Origin of the sequence: Actinoplanes utahensis (assembly GCF_016862455.1) — a bacterium.
GTDB lineage: Bacteria > Actinomycetota > Actinomycetes > Mycobacteriales > Micromonosporaceae > Actinoplanes > Actinoplanes utahensis.
This window is the reverse complement of record NZ_BOMZ01000042.1, coordinates 194,786-209,720: the sequence shown is the minus strand read 5'-3', so window position 1 is coordinate 209,720 and position 14,935 is coordinate 194,786. Positions and strand designations below refer to the sequence as shown.

13 protein-coding genes are annotated in these 14,935 nt (G+C 71.7%); 3 read left to right on the top strand and 10 right to left on the bottom strand.

Translation table 11 applies throughout. The features are described 5' to 3' along the window. Window positions 1–399, bottom strand: a 399-nt coding sequence (locus Aut01nite_RS16250; protein WP_204037554.1) for an SAM-dependent methyltransferase, incomplete at its 3' end; no start/stop codon positions are given. A gap of 817 nt (window positions 400–1,216) precedes the next feature. Here Aut01nite_RS16250 and Aut01nite_RS16245 point away from each other — a divergent pair. Next, complete coding sequence (locus tag Aut01nite_RS16245; RefSeq protein ID WP_043521762.1) at window positions 1,217–3,655, top strand: glycoside hydrolase family 94 protein; 2,439 nt, start codon at window positions 1,217–1,219, stop codon at window positions 3,653–3,655. Between the two features lie 17 nt (window positions 3,656–3,672). Here the strand turns inward: Aut01nite_RS16245 and Aut01nite_RS16240 are convergent, their stop codons facing one another. The 7 genes from Aut01nite_RS16240 to Aut01nite_RS16210 all read right to left on the bottom strand — a co-directional run bounded on the left by Aut01nite_RS16240 (window position 3,673) and on the right by Aut01nite_RS16210 (window position 10,386). Beyond that, window positions 3,673–4,344, bottom strand: a complete 672-nt coding sequence (locus Aut01nite_RS16240) for a response regulator (RefSeq protein WP_043521763.1) — start codon at window positions 4,342–4,344, stop codon at window positions 3,673–3,675. Next, entirely contained in the window at window positions 4,344–5,558 is a 1,215-nt protein-coding gene (locus Aut01nite_RS16235; protein WP_052163107.1) for a sensor histidine kinase, read from the bottom strand. Before Aut01nite_RS16235 ends, Aut01nite_RS16240 begins: the two co-directional genes overlap by 1 nt. A gap of 190 nt (window positions 5,559–5,748) precedes the next feature. After that, window positions 5,749–6,480 (bottom strand): SDR family NAD(P)-dependent oxidoreductase, encoded by a 732-nt coding sequence (locus Aut01nite_RS16230; RefSeq protein WP_043521764.1) that lies wholly within the window; start codon window positions 6,478–6,480, stop codon window positions 5,749–5,751. Further along, a complete protein-coding gene (locus Aut01nite_RS16225) occupies window positions 6,471–7,766 on the bottom strand; it encodes an enolase C-terminal domain-like protein (protein WP_204037551.1) in 1,296 nt (431 codons plus the stop codon). The genes Aut01nite_RS16230 and Aut01nite_RS16225 overlap by 10 nt, the downstream gene beginning before the upstream one ends. Next, window positions 7,763–8,590: a fumarylacetoacetate hydrolase family protein gene (locus Aut01nite_RS16220; protein ID WP_043532115.1), complete on the bottom strand. Its 828-nt coding sequence runs from the start codon at window positions 8,588–8,590 to the stop codon at window positions 7,763–7,765. The genes Aut01nite_RS16225 and Aut01nite_RS16220 overlap by 4 nt, the downstream gene beginning before the upstream one ends. After that, the gene (locus Aut01nite_RS16215; protein ID WP_043532113.1) at window positions 8,591–9,412 is read right to left on the bottom strand and encodes an amidohydrolase family protein; all 822 of its coding nucleotides are present in this window, start codon (window positions 9,410–9,412) and stop codon (window positions 8,591–8,593) included. Further along, window positions 9,409–10,386: an aldo/keto reductase gene (locus Aut01nite_RS16210; RefSeq protein WP_043532111.1), complete on the bottom strand. Its 978-nt coding sequence runs from the start codon at window positions 10,384–10,386 to the stop codon at window positions 9,409–9,411. The genes Aut01nite_RS16215 and Aut01nite_RS16210 overlap by 4 nt, the downstream gene beginning before the upstream one ends. A 161-nt stretch (window positions 10,387–10,547) precedes the next feature. Here Aut01nite_RS16210 and Aut01nite_RS16205 point away from each other — a divergent pair, with 161 nt between their 5' ends. Both Aut01nite_RS16205 and Aut01nite_RS16200 read left to right on the top strand, forming a co-directional pair. Further along, window positions 10,548–11,201 (top strand): GntR family transcriptional regulator, encoded by a 654-nt coding sequence (locus Aut01nite_RS16205; protein ID WP_043532109.1) that lies wholly within the window; start codon window positions 10,548–10,550, stop codon window positions 11,199–11,201. A 136-nt stretch (window positions 11,202–11,337) separates the two neighbouring features. After that, the gene (locus Aut01nite_RS16200; protein ID WP_161790749.1) at window positions 11,338–12,873 is read left to right on the top strand and encodes a GGDEF domain-containing protein; all 1,536 of its coding nucleotides are present in this window, start codon (window positions 11,338–11,340) and stop codon (window positions 12,871–12,873) included. Here Aut01nite_RS16200 and Aut01nite_RS16195 read toward each other — a convergent pair. Continuing rightward, window positions 12,760–13,716 (bottom strand): TIGR03885 family FMN-dependent LLM class oxidoreductase, encoded by a 957-nt coding sequence (locus Aut01nite_RS16195; protein WP_043532107.1) that lies wholly within the window; start codon window positions 13,714–13,716, stop codon window positions 12,760–12,762. The two genes, Aut01nite_RS16200 and Aut01nite_RS16195, sit on opposite strands and share 114 nt — an antisense overlap. An 18-nt stretch (window positions 13,717–13,734) precedes the next feature. Further along, window positions 13,735–14,898 carry a monooxygenase gene (locus Aut01nite_RS16190; protein WP_043532105.1) on the bottom strand — a complete coding sequence of 388 codons (1,164 nt, stop codon included), beginning with the start codon at window positions 14,896–14,898 and terminating at the stop codon, window positions 13,735–13,737. Between the last annotated feature and the right edge of the window lie 37 nt (window positions 14,899–14,935).

Here is a 14,935-nt window from a genome sequence, read left to right as displayed (position 1 = left end):
GCCGGTCGGGGCGCTGCCGGGCAGGGTGTCGCCGGTCGGGGCGCTGCCGGGCAGGGTGTCGCCGGTCGGGGCGCTGCCGGGCGGGGTGTCGCCGAGGTGGATGCTGCTGGGTGGGGGGTCGCCGGGGCGAGGGCGGCTGAAGGGGATGTCGCCGTGGCGTGGGCGGCGGGGTGGCGGCCCGGCGAGCAGGGCCCGCGCGCGCCGCCCGAGCGCCGGATCGTTGTCGACGTAGAGGACCCGGGCGTGCGGGACGCGCCGCTGGGCGATCTCGTGGGTGCTGCCGGCGGTGGGTAGGCCGGCGCCGATGTCGAGGAACTGGTCGACACGCGCCTCCTCGGCCAGGAAGCGGACGGCACGCTGGAGGAACGACCGGCTCTCCGGGGCTGTCTGCGCCGCCATGCTCACCCCTCCCGATCTGAATCGATGCAAGGCGATCCCGACCCTACCGCAGATCCGCCACGAAGATCGTGTTGCGCCGCTGTTACACGTACCCCTGAAGTTGCTTCATGCCATCGAAGCGATCCGATTCCGGGAGGTCGCTTCTTACGCAGGCGGCGAACGGGCACGCCTACGTGATCGCCTGGGTGAGCGGCGTCGTGCCTGGCCGGTAGCTCATCACGGGGCATCCATGGCCTTCGGTGTTTGCATGGCCCCGTGACCACCACCGAGCGGCATGTCGGAGGAACAGTGAAGCACTATCGGGGGCGTCCGCTGCCTCATCCCGGCGAGGTTAGGGGCTGGGGTTCGATCTGGGCACTCTGACGGGCCGGCGGCAGATCCTGCGGGCTCTCGGCGTCGGCGTGGCGGGCCTGGGACTGGCGGCCTGCTCCGCAACCGGGGAGAAGGTCACGACGACGGCGGCGACCGGCGCCGAGATACCGGACGAGACGGCCGGGCCGGTGCGGCGGCCCGGGTCGAGCGCCGCCGAGCAGTGCCCCGGGTGGCGGCCCGGGTCGAGCGCCGCCGAGCAGTGCCCCGGGTGGCGGCCCGGGTGGCGTGGCTCCGGCGTGAAACGTCCACCGGTTCAGGCATCGAGGCGACTGGATGGCGCAGTCCGCCGGCGGCGGGGCGAATCACCGGCGACCACACCTTTTCGGACTGGTCCCAAGAGCGTGTCGAAGCGGTAAAATGTGCGGCTATGGGAGCGCTCCCACAACGGCTCCCACGCCGGCCGGCGCCCCACCGGCCGGGACCGACGGCGACGGGGGAGGACCTGTTGCGCTACGGGCATTTCGACGATGAGCAGCGCGAGTACGTCATCGATCGGCCGGACACACCATTGCCGTGGATCAATTACCTCGGCACGGACGCCTATTACGGGATCGTGTCCAACACGGCGGGTGGCTATTCGTTCTACCGTGACGCCCGGCTGCGGCGGCTGACCCGTTACCGCTACAACAACGCGCCGCTCGATCTGGGCGGCCGTTACGTCTATGTGCGGGACGACGCCACCGGCGACTACTGGTCGCCGTCCTGGCAGCCGACACCCGAGCGGGAACTCGACGACTACGAGTGCCGGCACGGCCTGTCGTACACCAGGATCGGTTCGGCGCGCGGCGGCATCCGCGCGGAGACCCTCTACTACGCGCCGCTCGGCGAGACTCTCGAGGTCTGGCGGGTGCGGGTGACGAACGAGCGGGAGACGAGCGCGGAGCTGTCCCTGTTCTCGTCGATCGAGTTCTGCCTGTGGGACGCGCAGGACGACGCCACCAACTATCAGCGCAACTTCTCGACCGGCCAGGTGGAGGTGGCCGACGGCGTGATCTACCACAAGACCGAGTACCGCGAGCGCCGCGACCACTTCGCCTATTTCGCCTGCTCGGAACCGCTCAGCGGGTTCGACACGCAGCGCGAGGCGTTCCTCGGGCCGTACCGCGGATGGGACCGCCCGGCCGCCGTGGAGAACGGCGCCGCGACGAACTCGATCGCGCACGGCTGGCAGCCGATCGGCAGCCACCACGTGCGACTGTCGCTCGCGCCGGGCGCCACCCGCGAGGTCATCTTCGTGCTCGGCTACGCGGAGAACCCCAAGGACGACAAGTTCGACCCGCCGGGTTCGCAGACCCTCAACAAGACCCGCGTCCGGCCTCTGATCGAGCGGTGGTTGCGGTCGGAGCAGGTGCAGATGGGGTACGAGGACCTGCGCGCCTACTGGGACGACCTGCTCGGCGGGTTGAACGTGCGGACTCCGGACGGCGACACCGACCGGATGGTTAACGTCTGGAACGCGTACCAGAACCTGGTCACCTTCAACATGAGCCGGTCCACCTCGTTCTACGAGTCCGGCATCGGCCGCGGCATGGGTTTCCGCGACTCCAACCAGGACCTGCTCGGTTTCGTGCACATGGTGCCGGAGCGGGCCCGCGAGCGGATCCTGGACATCGCCGCCACCCAGAAGGCCGACGGCGGGGCGTACCACCAGTACCAGCCGCTCACCAAGCGCGGCAACAACGACATCGGCGACGGTTTCAACGACGATCCGCTGTGGCTGATCCTCGGCGTCGCGGCCTATCTGAAGGAGACCGGCGACCACACGTTCCTCGACGAGCAGGTCCCGTTCGACAACGTGCCCGGCAGCGAGGTCCCGCTCTACGAGCACCTGCGGCGGTCGCTGAAGTACACCCTGGACCGGCTCGGCCCGCACGGGCTGCCGCTGATCGGCCGGGCCGACTGGAACGACTGCCTGAACCTGAACTGCTTCTCCGACACTCCGGGCGAGCCGTTCCAGACCACCGAGAACGCCAGCGGCGGGGTCGCCGAGTCGGTGTTCATCGCCGGTCTGTTCGTGCTCGCCGCCAAGGAGCTGGCGGTGATCGCCGGGCTGCGCGGGCAGGACGGCGAGGAGGCCGTCTACCGGGCGGCGGCGGAGAAGATGTCCGGGACGATCAGCGAGCACGGGTGGGACGGCGCCTGGTTCCGGCGGGCGTACGACTTCCACGGCAACGTGATCGGCTCGGGCGAGAACGACGAGGGCCAGATCTTCATCGAGCCGCAGGGCATGTGCGTGCTCGGCGGGGTCGGCCTGGACGACGGCTTGGCCGCGCGGGCGCTGGACAGCGTGGCGGAACGGCTGGCCACCCCGCACGGGATCGTGCTGCAGCAGCCGGCGTACTCCAGCTACCGGATCGAGTTGGGCGAGATCTCGTCGTACCCGCCCGGTTACAAGGAGAACGCCGGCATCTTCTGCCACACCAACCCGTGGATCATGATCGCCGAGACCATGGTCGGCAACGGGGACCGGGCGTTCGACTACTACAAGCGGCTCAACCCGTCGGCGCGGGAGGAGATCAGCGAGACGCACCGCTGTGAGCCGTACGTCTACGCCCAGATGATCGCCGGCCGGGACGCGCCGACCCACGGCGAGGCGAAGAACTCGTGGCTGTCCGGCACCGCCGCCTGGAACTACGTCGCGATCACCCAGTGGATCCTGGGCATCCGGCCGGACTTCGCGGGCCTGCGGATCGACCCGGTCCTGCCGTCCGGGTGGGAAGGGTTCGAGGCGGTCCGGCGGTTCCGTGGCGCCACGTACGAGATCAGCGTGCGGGGCAGCGGCCGGATCGACCACCTGCTCGTCGACGGCACACGCGTCGACGGCGACCTGATCCCGCCGGCCGCGCCCGGCAGCGTCGTGCGGGTCGAGGCGATCCTCGCCTGACAGTGGATCCGGGCTGGTCAGATCTCGGGCGGTGAGCCCGGGACGACCAGCCCGGACTCGTACGCGATCACCACCGCCTGGGCCCGGCTGGACAGCCCCAGCTTGGTCATCACCCGGTTCAGGTGGGTCTTCACGGTCGCCTCGCCGAGGGTGAGATCGGTGGCGATCTCCGCGTTCGACCGGCCGGTGGCGACCAGGCGCAGCACCTCCAGCTCCCGGCCGGTGAGCGCGGACAGCCTCTGCGGCGTGCAGCCCTGCGTGCCGGCGCGGGTGTACGCCTCGATCAGTCGCCGGGTCACGCTCGGCGCGAAGATCCGGTCGCCGGCGGCGGTGGTGTGGATGGCCGCGAGCAGCCGCTCCGGTTTGATGTCCTTGAGCAGGAAGCCGCTGGCGCCGTTGCGGAGCGCGGCGTACACGTACTCGTCGAGGTCGAAAGTGGTCAGGATGAGGATGCCGGGCGGTTCCTTCGGCGCGGCGGACAGGATCCGCCCGGTGGCGGCGACACCGTCCAGGCCGGGCATCCGGATGTCCATCAGCACCACGTCGGGCCGCAACTCGGCGGCGAGCGTGACGGCCGAGACGCCGTCGGTGGCCTCGCCGGCGACCTCCAGGCCGGGCGCCGCCCGGATCAGGGCGACCAGTCCGGCGCGGATCAGGTCCTGGTCGTCGACGACGAGCACGCGCGTCATTACGGCCTTTCCGGATCATCCTCCGCCGCCGGGTGGCCCGCCGTGGAGCTCGGGTACGGAAGCGTAGCCGAGACCTCGAAACCGTGGGGGACACGCGGACCGGCGGTGAGGGTCCCGCCGTAGAGGGCGGCGCGTTCCCGCAGCCCGACCAGACCGTGCCCGGTACCGGGCCCCGGGCTGCCGGTCCCGTCGTCGGTGACGGTCAGGTGCACCGCCTCCGGAGCCACCCGGACGGTCACCGCGGCCCGCGCCGGGCCGGCGTGCTTGAGCACGTTGGTCAGCGACTCCTGGACGATCCGGTAGGCGGTGAGCGCGACCCCGTGCGGCAGCCCTCCCCGCCGGCCCTCGACGGTGAGGGTGACCGGCAGTCCCGCGCTCTCCACCCGGCTGATCAGGTCCGGCAGGCCCTCCAGGCCGGGCAGTGGGCGCCGGGTGTCCGACTCGTCGGCGTCGTCCGGTTCCCGGCCGAGCCGCAGCAGCCCCAGCATGCGGCGCATCTCGTCGAGCGCCTCGGTGCTGGTGTCCAGGACGGCGTCGAGGGCGTCGCCGGCGGTCCGCGGGTCGGACCGCAGCACGTACCGTGCCAGGCCGGCCTGCACCGAGATCACCGACATGTGATGGGCGACCACGTCGTGCAGCTCCCGCGCGATCCGGACCCGCTCGTCGACCAGGACCCGGCGGGCCAGTTCGGCGCGGCCGCGGCGCAGCTCCTCGGCGGTCCGGGCGAGGCGGGCGTTGCTCTCCGCCAACTGCCGGGCGCCGTGCCCGACCCGCCAGACCACCAGGGGGATCGCGACGGCCTGGGCCAGCACGCTCGCCATCGACGATCCAGGGCTGACCAGCCCGGCGTAGATCCAGACGAGGGCGCCGACCGCCACCCCGGCCGGGGCGGACCACAGCGGGCCGATCGCGGCGGCGGTGTAGAACGCGAGCAGCATCGGGTAGGCCCCCACGACCGGCCAGTATCCGAGGGAGATGTAGAGGACCCAGATCAGGCAGCCGATGAGCATCGTCGTGGCCGGGGCCCGGCGGCGGAACGCGAGCGGCAGGCAGATCCCGGCGATCAGCAGGACCGCCCACACGTCGAACGACTTCCACTGGGCGGTCGGCGTCTCCCGCCCCAGCAACAGGCTGATGAAGATCAGCGCGGCGGCGGCCGCGGCGTCGGCGGCGATCTGGTAGCGGCCCGCCAGGGCTCGCCACAATACCTGCATCGACGCACGATAACGCGCTGATCGGCGGAGTTCGTCAGGCTGCGGGAGGACATCGTCTACCGCAGAGGTTCACCCGGCATTCCGGTGGGGGGCCGAGGGCACGGCCGGACGCGACGATCAACGTCGATGCACGACTGATCTCTGGACGGCCCGGGAACCCGGCGCCGGACGGATGGTGGCCCACGCCGGCTCAGCGCGGCAGCCGTAGCCCGGACATGCCGCCGTCCACCGCCAGGGACATCCCGGTGGTCGCGCCGGCCGCCGGGCTCACCAGGTACTGGATGGCCGCGGCCACCTCGTCGGCGCTGACCAGCCGCCCGGTCGGCTGCCGCGCGGCGAGCCGCGCCTTCTCACCCGCCGGATCATCGGTACGGGCCAGCAGCCGCCCCACCCACGGGGTGTCCACCGTGCCCGGCGCCACGCAGCACACCCGGATCCCGTCAGCGACCAGGTCCGCCGCCATCGCCAGGGTCAGCGCGTGCACCGCGCCCTTCGACGCCGAGTACAGCGCCCGCTGCACCAGCCCGGCCGTGGCCGCGATCGACGACAGGTTCACGATCACCGGGCTCCGGCTGCGCCGCAGATAGGGCAGGGCGGCCCGGCTGGCCCGCGCGATCCCGGTGACGTTCACGTCCAGGACCCGCGCCCACTCGGCGTCGTCGTTGTCCTCGACGGTGCCGACCGAGCTGACCCCGGCGCTGTTGATCAGAAAATCGATGCCGCCGTACGCCTCCGCCAGCTCCGCCATCGCCGCGTCGAGCGATGCGGAGTCGGACACGTCGCACTTGATGGCATGACCGGCCCCCGGCTGCAGGTCGAGGACGCCGACCTTCGCGCCGGCCTGTGACAGCCGTCGCGCGCAGGCCGCCCCGATGCCCGAGCCGCCGCCGGTGATCGCCGCGACGAAATTGTTCAGCTCCATGCCGCCCCCTCCGGGTATGCGTACCGGACCAGCGACTCGGGCCGCATCCGGGTGGAGAAACCGGGCGCCGACGGAGCCCGGTAGGCGCCGCGTTCGATCACGACCGGGTCGATGAAATGCTCGTGCAGGTGGTCCACGTACTCGATGACCCGGTCGTCGAGACGGCCGGACACCGCGACGTAGTCGAAGAACGACAGGTGCTGCACCGCCTCGCACAGGCCCACCCCGCCGGCGTGCGGGCAGACCGGTTTGCCGTACGCGGCGGCCAGCAGCAGGATCGCGATGTTCTCGTTGACCCCGGCGACCCGGCAGGCGTCCAGCTGCACGAAGTCGATCGCGTCGGCCTGCAGCAACTGCTTGAAGACGACCCGGTTGGCGACGTGCTCGCCGGTCGCGACCCGGATCGGGCCGCCGTCCGGGCCCGACTTGGCCAGGGCGCGCCGGATCGCGGCGTGGCCGAGGATGTCGTCCGGGCTGGTCGGCTCCTCGATCCACCACGGGTCGTAGGGGGCGAGGGCGGTCATCCAGCCGATCGCGGCGGGGACGTCCCAGCGCTGGTTGGCGTCGACCGCGATCCGGATGCCGGGTCCCACTGCGGCGCGGGCCAGCGCGAATCGGCGTACGTCATCGGCCTGATCCGCGCCGACCTTGAGTTTGATCTGCCGGAAGCCGTCGGCGACCGCCTGATGGGCCAGGTGTCTGATCTTCTCGTCGGGGTATCCCAGCCAGCCGGCCGACGTCGTGTAAGCGGGATATCCGACCTCCCGGATGTGCTCGGCCCGGGACGCCCGGCCCGGCGCCGCGTCGACGAGGAGGTCACGGGCGGCGCCCGGGGTGAGGGCGTCGGTGAGATAGCGCCAGTCGACGAGATCCACGAGCTCGTCGGGGGGCATGTCGGACAGGAAAGCCCACAGCGGTTTCCGGGCCGCCGTCGCCACCAGATCCCACGCCGCGTTGATCACGGCGGCGGTGGCGAGATGCATGACGCCCTTCTCCGGGCCGAGCCACCGCAGCTGCGAGTCATGCGTCAGGCGCCGGGAGAGCCCGCCCAGGTCCGACAGGTCACCGCCGATGATCAGGGGCGCGAGGGCGTCGACGGCGGCGCGGCACACCTCGTTGCCCCGGCCGATGGTGAAGGTGAAACCGTGCCCCTCGGAGCCGTCGTCGGCCCGCAGGACCACATAGGCCGCGGAATAGTCCGGATCGGGGTTCATCGCATCGGAGCCGTCCAGTTCCCGGGAGGTCGGAAACCTGATGTCGTACGACGACAGGGAGGCGACCCTCATCCCTTGACCACGCCGCTGCGCTGCCGTCCCAGCCCGTCGATCTCCATCTCCACCACGTCACCCGGCTTGAGATAGGGGAACCGCCCGGACAGCGCCACCCCCTCCGGCGTCCCGGTGTTGATCAGATCGCCCGGCTCCAGAACGGTGAACTGGGAGAGATGCCAGATCAGGAACCCCACGTCGAAGATCATGTCGGCCGTGCTGGAGTCCTGCCGCGGCTCGCCGTTCACCCACGAGCGCAGCCGCAGCGGGAAGGTCAGCTCGTCCGGGGTGACCAGCCACGGCCCCAGCGGATTGAACGTCTCGCACGACTTGCCCTTGGACCACTGCCCGCCCGACCGGTCCAGCTGGAACTCCCGCTCCGACACGTCGTTCACCAGCACGTACCCGGCCACGTGGTCGAGCGCCTCGGCCGGCGACGACAGATAGCGGGCGGTCCGGCCGATCACCACGCCCAGCTCCACCTCCCAGTCGGTCCGCCCGGACCCGCGCGGCAGCAGGATGTCGTCCTCCGGGCCCACGATCGTGTTCGGGGCCTTGTAGAAGACGATCGGCTCGGCCGGGGGAGCGGCGCCCGACTCGGCCGCGTGCGCCGCGTAGTTCTGCCCCACGCAGAGGATCACGCCGGGCCGGGTGATCGGCGGCCCCACCCGCCCGCCGTCCACGTCCGCGGGCGGCAGTGCGGCCGGATCACCCTGGTATCCGCCCGCCGCCAGGAACGCCCCGTCGATGTCGGCGGTCACCGGGGACAGGTCGTAGAGGGCGCCCTCGGCGTACAGGACCGGACGTTCGGCGCCGGGCGCACCCACCCGCAGGTATCTCAACTAAAGCTCCCATCGATAGACACGGGCGGCGTTGCGCCCGAAGATCCCGGCGGGACGGCCGCCCAGGACGCTTGTCAGCACGTCGACCACCTGCTGATAGGTGGCGACCGCGGTGCACACCGGCCAGTCCGACCCGAAGATCAGGCGGTCCGGGCCGAACAGCTCCAGAGCGGTCTCGACATAGGGCCGCAGATCGGCGGCGGACCAGCCCGGCCCGGCCTCGGTGACCAGCCCGGAGAGCTTCGCGGTGACGTTCGGCAGCTCGGCGACCGGGGCGATCAGATCCCGCCAGCGCTTCGTGTCGCCGGAGGCGATCGGCGGCTTGCCGAGATGGTCGAGCACGAACGTGGCCTCGGGCAGCGCGGCCGCCGCGCGGGCGGCCGAGGGCAGCTGGGCGGCGCGTACCACCAGCTCGTTGACCAGGCCGGCGGCGGCGACGGTGGACAGCCCGGACCGTACCCCCGGCTGGTCCAACAGGTCGTCCGGACCGGCCTGCACCTGATCGCGGATCCCGGCCAGCAGCGTTCCGCCGGGCTGCCGGCGGAGCCCGGCCAGGGTGGTCGCCAGATCCGGGTCGGACAGTGACGCCCAGCCGACGACCGCCGCGATCTCCGGTGTGGCGGCGGCCAGCGCCAGGAACGCGATGGTCTCGGCGAGATCGCAGCGGCCCGCCTCGACCAGGACCGTCCGGTGCACACCGGCCGCGGCCAGGTGCGGGCGCAGATCCTCGACGGTGAAATCGCGGCGCAGCGGCTCCAGGCCGGGTTCGGCGAGCCACGGACAGTCGGCGGTCCAGAAATGCTGGTGGGCGTCGACGATCACGGGACGGGCACCCCGGGGTCGAGCAGCCAGGCGGCCGTCAGGTCCCGCCACAGGCTGCCGGGGATCTTCACCGAGGCCATCGCGACGGCGTCCGCGGCCTCCTCCGCCGACCGCATGCCGACCAGGACCGAGGCGACGGCGGGATGGCCGAGGGGGAACTGGAGGGCGGCGGCCCGCAGCGGTACGTCGTAGCGGTCGCAGATCCGTTCCATGGCCTGGGCGCGGGCCAGGATGTTCGGCGGGGCGGCATGGTAGTCGTAGGTGGCGCCGGCGACCGGGGCGGCCAGGACGCCGGAGTTGTAGACCCCGCCGACGATGACGGAGATCCCCCGTCGCTCGCACTCGGGCAGCAGGTCGGCGAGCCCGGACTGATCCAGCAGCGAATACCGGCCGGCCAGCAGGAAGCAGTCGAACTGTCCGGTCCGGGCGAACTCGGCGAGCATCGCGGACTGGTTCATGCCGGCGGAGACGGCCTTGACGGCGCCCTGTCTCCGCAAGGTGACCAGGGCCGGGAGCGCCTCGTCGAGGGCCTGGCGGAAATGGTCGTCGGGGTCGTGGAGATGCAGGATGTCGACCCGGTCCAGACCGAGCCGTTCGAGACTCTCGCGGTGCGAGGCGAAGACACCCTCGGCGGAGAAGTCCCAGATCGGGGTGGCCGGCGCGCTCTCCGCCCAGATGCCCTCCCCGGGGACCGGGTGGCCGCCGGAAGCCAGGCGGCGGCCGACCTTGGTGGCGAGCGTGAACCCGGACCGCCCGCGCAGGGTCTCCCCGGCGCGCCGCTCGGACAGGCCCGAGCCGTACAGCGGGGCGGTGTCGAAGAACCGCACCCCGCGGCGCCACGCCTCGTCGACGGCGGCCGCCGCGGTGCGGTCGCCGACCGCCGAATAGAGTCCCCCGATCGGCGCCAGCCCCATGCCGAGCCGGGTCACGGTGACATCGGTGCCGCCCAGCGGCACCCGTGCGAATGGATCCACGACCGGGTCCTTTCGTAGATCCTATAGGATCTACGAAACTGTTTAATGGTTGTCGATGCCTGAGTCAACCCGTGGAGCTCGTCGAGCCGCCGGGCCGAGGGCCTGTCGGGCTCTCGGGGCTGGTCGAGCCGTCGATCCGGTCGAGCCGTCGAGAAGGAGAGATGATCCGCCGCTCAGTCCTCAGCGACCACGTCCACGAGTCGCTGAAGTCGCTCATCCTGGAACACCGGCTCGCTCCCGAGGACCGGCTCAACATCGACGCGCTCGCCCGTGAGCTCGACGTCTCACCGACCCCGGTCCGGGAGGCACTGGCCCGGCTGGAGTCCGAGGGCCTGGTCCGCAAGCGGCCGCTCGCCGGTTACACGGTCAGCCCGTTGCTCACCCGGGACGAGTTCAACCACATGTTCGACATGCGGATGATCCTGGAGGGCCCGGCCGCCCGCTGGTCCGCCTCGCGCGCCTCCGGGGCCGCCCGGGCGGCGCTCGCCGACGAGGCCGCGACCCCGTTCCCGGTGGTCGAGGCGGAGCCGGACGGGCGCCGGTCGCACGCGCTGTTCACCGCGATGGACGCCCGGTTCCACGATCTCGTCGCGGCCGGCGCGGGCAACCCACTGCTGCGCGAGGCCATCACCCGGTTGCATGCCCACCTGCACATCCACCGGCTGTACTTCCCGTACGCGGAGACCCACGCCACCCTCGGCGAGCACCGCCGGGTCGCCGACGCGATCACGGCCGCCGATCCGGACCGGGCCGAGGCGGCGATGCTGGCCCACCTCGCCGCCTCCCGCGATCGTCATCTCCGCGCCTTCGACTGACGATCACGGCCGACCGTGCGGGCGGCCGCTTTCCGCATCCGCTGTGGTGATCCGGGCGAGACGGTGCGCCCGGAATCGGCACAGCGGATTCGGGGAGACCCTCAGAACCGGGCCGGTGGAGCCGATGCTGTCCGGTATGCGCCGCCGCGGAGATACGTCCTGGCTGGTCTGCCTCGGTTTCGCCGGGGTGGCCGCCGCCTTCGCGTTCGGCTACCTGGCCGGTGGCGTGCAGGTCCGTACCGGCCTGATGCTGCTCTCCTGTCTGGTGGCCGCGAGCGCGATCGCGGCCGGTATGCGGCTGCACCGGGTGGCCGACCAGCGCCCGTGGCTGCTGGTGATCGTCGCGCTGGGGTTTCTCACCGTCTCGAACGTGGCCTGGTTCCTGGCCGCGCTGAAGTACGGCGACAGCACCCCGCCACCGAGTCCGCTGGTCGTCCCGCCGCAGCTCGCCGGTTACGTGCTCCTGCTGGCCGCCAGCCTGATGATCGTGCTGCGGCACGCCCCGCGCGACGCCAGTGGCACGATCGACGCCGGGGTCTGGGGCATCGCGCTGGCCGCGCCGCTGTGGGAGTTCCTGTTCCGGCCGCACATGCTGGCCGCCGGGGCGGACGGTTTCACCCTGTTCCTGGTGCTGACCCAGTTGCTGGTGCTGCTCGGCATCTGCGGCTCGCAACTGCGGGTGGCCCGGGGCAGCCGTGCCGCCCGAGCCTGCCTGATCTACCTGTTCGGGGCCCTGGGCTGCACGATCCTCGGCACCGCCCTGGTCAACATCGGTCCGGCCGACGGGGCGAACGCGTCGCTGCCGGCACTCTGCTTCGCCATCGGTTACCTTGCGCTCGGCGCGGCCGGCCTGCACCCGAGCGTGAAACAGCTCAGCGAGCCGGTCCAGCAGTTCGGGCTGCCCGCCCCGCAACTCCGGCTCGGCCGGCTCGGCGCCGCGCTGCTGATGATCCCGTTGTGCGGCGGGCTCGGCCAACTGTTCGGCCAGCCCGCCGACGGGCTGCTGCTGACCCTCGCGCCGGTGCTCAGCATCCCGCTCGTCCTGGTCCGGATCAGCCGGCTCAAGCACGCCCTCGTCTACCAGGCCACCCACGACGAGCTGACCGGGCTGGTCAACCGGCGGCACCTGTTCACCGTGATGCAGAAGGCGATCGCCGCCCACGCGGACGGGGCGCCCGGCGACCTGGCGCTGATCTACTGCGACCTGAACGGGTTCAAACCGGTCAACGACGAGCACGGGCACGAGGCCGGCGACGCGATCCTGCGGGCGGCGAGCCGGCGCATCATCGCGGCGGTCCGGCCCGGTGACGTGGTGGCGCGGATCGGCGGCGACGAGTTCCTGATCTTCTGTACGCGGGCGGACGCGAACGCCGTACATCTGCTCAGTGACCGCGTCGCCGCCGGAATCGCCGAACCCGTCGCCTGGGGTGACCAGAGCCTTCGCGTCACCGCCGCCATCGGCGCGGTGACCTGGACCGAACGCCGCCTGGTCGCCCCCGACGAACTGCTCGCCGCCGCCGACGCCCGGATGTACGCCGACAAACGCCGCCGGGCCGCGTCAGCGCAGCGCGGGCAGCACCTTCGCGCCGAACGTCTCGATGAACGGCAGCAGGTCCTGGCCGACATGATGCAGATAGATCCGCTCGAAGCCGAGCGCGGCATAGCCTCGTAGCCATTCGACATGCTGTTCGGTGTCGGCGGAGATGTTGACGACCTTCGCCACCTGGTCGACCGTCACGTTCTCGGAGACCACGTCGAACTCCTCGGCGGTCGCCAGGTCCCAGCAGACCGGCGGCGTGAAGATGTTGCTGCGCCACTGGTCGTGCGCGATCGACTCGGCCTCGTGCTGACTGTCCGCCCAGCTCAGGTGCACCTGGAGGCAGATCGGGCCGCGGCCGCCGGCCTCCCGGTAGGCGGCGATCATCTCGCGCAGCCGCGGCTCCGGGGCGTTGACCGTGACCAGTCCGTCGGCCCACTCCGCGCACCAGCGGGCGGTCTTCACGCTGACCGCCGCGCCGATCAGCGGCGGGATGACCGCCGGGCGGGTCCACAGGCGGGCCCGGTCGACGGTGACCAGGCCGTCCCGGGACACCTCCTCGCCGTTCAACAGGTCCCGGATGACGTCCACCGACTCGCGCAGGCGAGCGTTGCGGACCTCCTTGCGCGGCCACTTGCCCCCGGTGATGTGCTCGTTGCTGAACTCGCCGCTGCCCAGCGCCGCCCAGAACCGGCCCGGGTACATGCTGCCCAGGGTGCCGATCGCCTGCGCGATGATCGCCGGATGGTAACGCTGGCCGGGCGCGTTGACCACGCCGAAGGACAGGTTCGTCGCCTGCAGCGCGGCGCCGAGCCAGGCCCAGGCGAAACCGGACTGGCCCTGGCGGCTGCTCCACGGCGAGAAATGGTCGGAACACATGGCGGCGTCGAAACCGGCGCGCTCGGCCGCGATGACCGCGTCCAGGAGCGCGCCGGGCTGGATCTGCTCGTGCGAGGCGTGGATGCCGTACTCCGTCATGGAACGGTTACGTACCCACTATCGGGGCCCGATGACCAGGATTCCGAGGCACATCTCGTCGCTGGTCCCCTCGCCCCACACCACGTACCGCGAAGGCAGGGACTGGAGTTGCGGCAACTGCTTGCGCAGCGTCGCGTCGTGGGTGCAGGTGACCCGTACCATGTCGCCCTTGGCGATTTTGATCGGTTTCGCCAGTGGCACCAGCGCCTGGTTGTCGAAGTCGTACCGCGGCACGTCGAGGATCGTCTGCGCCTTGGGCGTGCCCGGGTTCAGCTCGACCTTGATCGAGCGGCCCAGCAGGTGCATGTGCCCGGCCGCCATGTACACCGTGCCGCCCTGCTCGATCGGCTGGTCACAGCTCTGCGTGTTCCCCGGTTTCGGCGCCGCGCCCTTGTTGCACCACTGGTTGAGCTGCTGCACCGTCTCCGCCGACTCGGCGCCGAAGCGCTTGCCGACGTCGGCGATCGCGGCCTCCCGGTCGCAGAGCGGCCCGGTGCCGCCCGGCTCGCAGGGCAGCTCGATCGGAGCCGTCACCAGGCCGGTCTCCAGCGGTTGGAGCGTGGCGGCGCTGGACAGCCGCATCGTCATCCCGGAGGCGTCCGAGCCGGGGCTGCCGGCGGCCGCGCCGAGCAGGTTGTAGTGGACCTGCATGACGAGCTTGGAGCCCGGCGGCATGGTGAACCCGAAACCGTCGGGCATCAGGGTCTCGCCGGCGCCCGGCGCCCAGTGCGCCACCCAGGCGGTCTGACCCTGCACCCCACTGTCGCCGAAACACGTCCAGCCCTCGCCGGCGGCGTCGGCGTCCACCTTCTCGGCGGCTTTCGCCTGCTCGGGGCTCAACCGGTAGAAGATCGCGTGGTGCACGATCGCCGCGTTCTCCGGGCGGAACCGGCTGCCGGTCAGGAAGGCCGGCTCGGTCAGCTGCGGGTCGACGAGGAAGCACCGGTACTCGTCGGTGCCGCCGTTCGGCGCGGCGGGTGTGTAGGGCGTGCTCAGGCCCACGTCGACGAACCGCTCACCGGTGCGCAGCGCGGTCGGCGGCGGGGCGGAGCCGGCCGTGTGGCCGGCGTGCGGGCTGGACGGCGCCGGCGGGGCCGCCGGTGGCTCGGACGGCGAGCCGCAGGCGGCCACGAACAGCAGGGTGGTGAGTGCGGCGGCGGTGGCGGGACGGGCGAACCTCATGGTGGCCTCCCCAGGACCGGACGGCGAAGACGCCATC